This is a genomic window from Kitasatospora sp. NRRL B-11411 (genome assembly GCF_000721345.1).
GTDB classification, from domain to species: domain Bacteria; phylum Actinomycetota; class Actinomycetes; order Streptomycetales; family Streptomycetaceae; genus Kitasatospora; species Kitasatospora cineracea.
Genome location: NZ_JOGH01000229.1, coordinates 1 through 4634 on the forward strand (window position 1 = coordinate 1; position 4634 = coordinate 4634).

A 4634-nucleotide genomic window follows, 5' to 3' on the forward strand; every position below is an offset into this window, starting at 1 on the left:
ACACGGCACCGAAACCGTCTCCGAACGCGAATACGTCATGCTCGACCGCACCGGCCGCGTCCAACTCCCCGCCGCCTTCCTCACCGCCCTCGGCATGCAGCACCGCGTCGCCGCCGACCTCGCCACCGACCACATCGCCCTCCGCCCCGACGACACCGCCTGAACCCCGGCTGTCACCGCCGCGCACTAAGCTGGACGACGTGGCAATGATCATGGATCGTGACGGGGTGGCGGAGCGGCTGGAGCCGTTCCGGCGGGAGCTGACGGCGTACTGCTACCGGATGCTGGGCTCGGCCTTCGAGGCCGAGGACGCGGTGCAGGAGACGCTGGTCCGCGCCTGGTCGAAGTTCGACGGGTTCGAGGGCCGCTCCGCGCTGCGGACGTGGCTGTACCGGATCGCCACCAACGTCTGCCTGGACATGGCGCCGGCCCCGCAGCGCCGGGCCCGCCCGATGGACCTGACCTCGCCGTGCCCGGCCGCCGCGCCGGACCTGGCGCAGCTGGAGGAGAACGTCTGGGTGGGCCCGGTGCCGGACGCCCGGGTGCTGGCGGGGGATCCGGCGGAGGTCGCGGTGGGCCGGGAGTCGGTGCGGCTGGCGTTCGTGGCGGCGCTGCAGAAGCTGCCGGCCCGGCAGCGGGCGGTGCTGATCCTGCGCGAGGTGCTGGCCTGGTCGGCGGCGGAGACGGCGGAGCTGCTGGAGACGTCGGTGGCCTCGGTGAACAGCGCGCTGCAGCGGGCCCGGGCGACGATGGCCGCCCAGGGCCCGGCGGGTGACGCCTTCGATCCGCTGGACGAGACGCAGCGTTCCCTGCTGTCCCGCTACGTCCAGGCGTTCGAGGCCTTCGACATCGAGGCGTTGAAGCGGCTGCTGCACGAGGACGCGGTGCTGAACATGCCGCCGTTCCAGATGTGGGTGCGGGGCGTGGTGGAGCTCGGCGAGTGGTGGCAGGGCGCGGGCTGCGGCTGCGCGGGCTCGCGGCTGCTGCCGGTGGCGGCGAACGGCATGCCGGCCTTCGCCCAGTACCGCCCGGCGGAGGACGGCAACGGGTGGACGCCCTGGGGCCTGACCCAGCTGGAGATCGTCGACGGCCGGATCGCCACCATGACCAACCACATGGACGTGGAACGGCTCTTCCCGCTGTGGGGCCTGCCGATGCGCCTGACCACCGACCCGCGCGCCGCCGGCTGACGGACCGTCACTCCATCGGCAGGGCCTCGGCCAGGCCGGTGAGTTCCAGCAGCAGCCGCAGCCGGGGCCCGGCCCCGCGCAGCACCACCTGGTGCCCCGCCCGCCGGGCCCCGGCCGCCAGCCGCCCGAGCCGGTCCAGCTCCCCCGGCCCGGGGCTGCCCACCCCCGCGACCAGCAGGACGACGCGGACGGGCCGCGGCCGTCGGGCGAGCAGCGCGGCGAGCTGCTCCTCGGCACCGGGCCGCGGTTCGATCTCCAGGGTCTCCATGTCCGTACTGACCGTCCGGCGCCCCCGAACTCATCGGCCCGGCCGCTCCCCGTTCCCGTTCCCGCTCCCGGAAGGCGGCCGCTCGGAGGGGTGCACTGCCGGTACACCTCTTCGCCGTGCCTCGTACCGGGCCGCGCGACGCGCTTGGCTGGAGGGCGGACATCCCCCGATCCCGAAGGACTTCCCATGCGCGGCACCGTGATCCACGCCCCCGGCGACATCCGGTCGGAGACCCTGGACGACCCGAAGGTCATCGAGCCCACCGACGCGGTCATCCGCACCGCCGTGACCTGCGTCTGCGGCTCCGACCTGTGGCCCTACCGGGGTGCGGAGCCGGTCGAGGCACCGCACCCGATGGGCCACGAGTACGTGGGCTTCGTCGAGGAGGTCGGCTCCGAGGTGACCGGGCTGCGGCCCGGCCAGTTCGTGGTCGGCTCGTTCGCCACCTCCGACAACACCTGCCCGAACTGCCTGAACGGCTTCCAGTCGAACTGCCTGCAGCGCGAGTTCATGTCCACCTGCCAGGCCGAGTACATCCGCGTCCCGAACGCCGCCGGCACCCTGGTGGCCCTGGCCGAGACCCCCGACGAGCACCTCTGGCCGGGCCTGCTGGCCAACTCGGACGTGATGGGCACCGGCTGGTGGGCCGCCGACGCCGCGCAGGTCCGGCCCGGCTCGACGGCCGTGGTGGTCGGCGACGGCGCGGTCGGCCTGTGCGCGGTGATCGCCGCCCGGGAGCTGGGCGCCGAGCGCGTCATCGCCGTGTCCCGGCACGAGTCCCGGCAGAAGCTCGCCCTGGCCTTCGGCGCCACCGACATCGTCACCGAACGCGGCGAGCAGGGCGTCGAGCGGATCAGGGAGCTGACCGGCGGCATCGGCGCCGACAGCGTCCTGGAGTGCGTCGGCACCGCCGAGGCCGTGCGGCAGGCCCTGCGCTCCGCCCGTCCCGGCGGCAGCGTCGGCGTCGTCGGCGTCCCGCACGGTGTCGCCCTGGACGGCCGGGAGCTGTTCTTCTCGCACGTCGGCCTGCGCGGCGGCCCGGCCCCCGTCCGCCGCTACCTGCCGGACCTGAACGAGCGGGTGCTGTCCGGCCGGATCGACCCCGGGAAGGTCTTCGACCTCGCCCTGCCGCTCGCCGACGTCGCCGAGGGCTACCGGGCGATGGACGAGCGCCGCGCGATCAAGACCCTGCTCAAGCCCTGACCACTCCCCTCCCCCAGGAGCACCCGATGGAATTCCTCCCGCAGCAGCCCACCGGCCGGGGCCCGGCCGAGTGGTTCACCGGCGACGTCTGGTGGGACGTCCTGGCGGCCGGTGCCGCCCCGTCCCGGCTGCGCGCCAACCTGGTGCGCTTCGCGCCGGGCGCCCGCACCCACTGGCACACCCACGCGCTCGGCCAGACCCTGCACGTGGTCTCCGGGATCGCCCTGGTCGGCACCCGGGACGGTGTCGTCCTGGAGGCGCACCCCGGCGAGAGCGTGGTGTGCCCGCCGGGCGAGGCGCACTGGCACGGCGCCGTCCCGGACCGCTTCATGGCGCACCTGGCGCTCTGGGAGGCCACCGGTGACGGTTCGCCCGAGACGGTGTGGGCCGAGGCCGTCACCGACGCCCAGTACGGCGCCGCCCGGCGCCGCGGTCCGGGGTCGGATCAGCCGAAGTAGCCGCCGTCGACGGCCAGCACGCTGCCGGTGACGAAGGCGGCGGCGGGCGTGGCCAGGAAGACCACGGCGGCGGCGATCTCCTCGGGGCGGCCGTAGCGGCCGAGCGCGTTGGCGGCGCGCTGGGCGTCGGAGTGCGGGCCGTCCTCGGGGTTCATCTCGGTGGCGGTCGAGCCGGGCTGCACCACGTTGACGGTGATGCCGCGGCCGGCCAGTTCACTGGCGGCGCTGCGGCTGTAGGAGGTGACGGCGGCCTTGGTGGCCGCGTAGTCGGCGAGGCCGGGCAGGCCGGGGCGGGTGGCCAGGTTGGAGCCGACGGTGATGATCCGTCCGCCGTCGGGCAGCCGGGGCGCGGCGGCCCGGATCGCGGCGGTCACCCCGGTCACGTTGACGGCGTACTGGCGTTCCAGGGCCGCCGGGTCGGCGTCCCCGTCGACCGGGGCGCCGGCCAGTACGCCGGCGTTGTTGACCAGGATGTCGAGCCGTCCGAAGTCCGCCGCGACGGCGGCGACCAGTTCCTCGACCTGGGCGGTGTCCCCCTGGTCGGCCCGGTAGGCGGCGGCCCGTCGGCCGAGCGCCTCGATCCGCCGCACCACGTCCGCGGCCCGGTCGGCCGAGCCGCCGTGGCTGAGCGCGACGTCGGCCCCGGCGGCGGCCAGGGCCAGCGCGATCGCGGCGCCGATGCCGCGCGAGCCGCCGGTGACCAGGGCGGTGCGGCCGGCCAGCGCGTCGGGCGCGAAGGTGGCGGTGGCGGTGGGCTGCTGCGTCATGTCGGGTTCCCCTCCCAGATCTGTACCGTTCGGTACACGGCGGAGACGCTACCATATCGATCGGTACAGAATGACCGGGGCAGCAGCCGAACCCACCGGAGGACAGGGCGACATGACGGGCCGTCCGCGCACGTTCGACCTCGACGAGCGGCTGGAGCGCGCGATGCGCGTCTTCTGGCGGCACGGCTACGAGGGCACCGCGCTCTCCGACCTCACCGCCGCGATGGGCATCAACCGGCCCAGCCTGTACGCGGCGTACGGCAACAAGGAGGCGCTGTTCCGCCAGTGCCTGGACCGCTACCACCGCGGCCCGGCCCGGCACGTCCGGGAGGCCCTGGCCGCGCCCACCGCCCGCGCGGTCGCCGAGCAACTGCTGCGCGGCACCGTCGAGGTGGTCACCCGCCCGGAGGGCCCCGGCTGCCTGCTGGTGCACGGCGCGCTCGCCACCGGCCCCGGCTCGGAGACCGTGCGCGCCGAGAGCGCCGCCCGCCGCGCCACCCAGCGCGCCGCCCTGCGCACCCGTCTCGAACGGGCCGCCGCCGACGGCGAGTTCCCACCCGGCACCGACCCGGCCGCCCTGGCCGGCTACCTGAGCGCCCTCACCTACGGCCTAGCCGTCCAAGCCGCCGACGGCACCCCACCCGACCAACTGCACCGCATCGCCACCCAGGCCCTCCACCACTGGCCCACCTGAGCCCCCCCCAACACCGAACCGCCCGGCCACCGCCCGAACCGGCCCACCCCGCAC

At 75.3% G+C, this 4634-nt stretch carries 6 protein-coding genes; 4 read left to right on the plus strand and 2 right to left on the minus strand.

Features of this window, described 5'->3' with window-relative positions:
• Positions 1 to 206 precede the first annotated feature (206 nt).
• Positions 207 to 1190, plus strand: a complete 984-nt coding sequence (locus tag IH44_RS0139165) for a sigma-70 family RNA polymerase sigma factor (protein ID WP_030464632.1) — start codon at positions 207 to 209, stop codon at positions 1188 to 1190.
• A gap of 7 nt (positions 1191 to 1197) precedes the next feature.
• On the opposite strand, the gene IH44_RS42085 is transcribed toward IH44_RS0139165, so the two are convergent.
• Positions 1198 to 1458, minus strand: a complete 261-nt coding sequence (locus IH44_RS42085; RefSeq protein ID WP_063759775.1) for an STAS domain-containing protein — start codon at positions 1456 to 1458, stop codon at positions 1198 to 1200.
• A 186-nt stretch (positions 1459 to 1644) separates the two neighbouring features.
• Here IH44_RS42085 and IH44_RS0139175 point away from each other — a divergent pair, with 186 nt between their 5' ends.
• Both IH44_RS0139175 and IH44_RS0139180 read left to right on the plus strand, forming a co-directional pair.
• A complete protein-coding gene (locus tag IH44_RS0139175; protein ID WP_030464633.1) occupies positions 1645 to 2661 on the plus strand; it encodes a zinc-dependent alcohol dehydrogenase family protein in 1017 nt (338 codons plus the stop codon).
• A 26-nt stretch (positions 2662 to 2687) separates the two neighbouring features.
• The gene (locus IH44_RS0139180) at positions 2688 to 3119 is read left to right on the plus strand and encodes a cupin domain-containing protein (RefSeq protein ID WP_030464634.1); all 432 of its coding nucleotides are present in this window, start codon (positions 2688 to 2690) and stop codon (positions 3117 to 3119) included.
• Here the strand turns inward: IH44_RS0139180 and IH44_RS0139185 are convergent.
• Positions 3107 to 3886, minus strand: coding sequence for an SDR family NAD(P)-dependent oxidoreductase (locus IH44_RS0139185; protein ID WP_051818282.1), 780 nt, complete (start codon positions 3884 to 3886; stop codon positions 3107 to 3109). The genes IH44_RS0139180 and IH44_RS0139185 overlap by 13 nt on opposite strands.
• A 112-nt stretch (positions 3887 to 3998) precedes the next feature.
• On the opposite strand from IH44_RS0139185, the gene IH44_RS0139190 reads away from it, so the two are divergent.
• Complete coding sequence (locus IH44_RS0139190; protein WP_030464636.1) at positions 3999 to 4580, plus strand: TetR/AcrR family transcriptional regulator; 582 nt, start codon at positions 3999 to 4001, stop codon at positions 4578 to 4580.
• Positions 4581 to 4634 lie beyond the last annotated feature (54 nt).

Excerpts from the sequence above, each read along its gene's own strand:
- IH44_RS0139165 (WP_030464632.1), top strand. The coding sequence starts at position 207 with ATGATCATGGATCGTGACGGGGTGGCGGAGCGGCTGGAGCCGTTCCGG.
- IH44_RS42085 (WP_063759775.1), bottom strand. The coding sequence starts at position 1,458 with ATGGAGACCCTGGAGATCGAACCGCGGCCCGGTGCCGAGGAGCAGCTC.
- IH44_RS0139175 (WP_030464633.1), top strand. The coding sequence starts at position 1,645 with ATGCGCGGCACCGTGATCCACGCCCCCGGCGACATCCGGTCGGAGACC.
- IH44_RS0139180 (WP_030464634.1), top strand. The coding sequence starts at position 2,688 with ATGGAATTCCTCCCGCAGCAGCCCACCGGCCGGGGCCCGGCCGAGTGG.
- IH44_RS0139185 (WP_051818282.1), bottom strand. The coding sequence starts at position 3,886 with ATGACGCAGCAGCCCACCGCCACCGCCACCTTCGCGCCCGACGCGCTG.
- IH44_RS0139190 (WP_030464636.1), top strand. The coding sequence starts at position 3,999 with ATGACGGGCCGTCCGCGCACGTTCGACCTCGACGAGCGGCTGGAGCGC.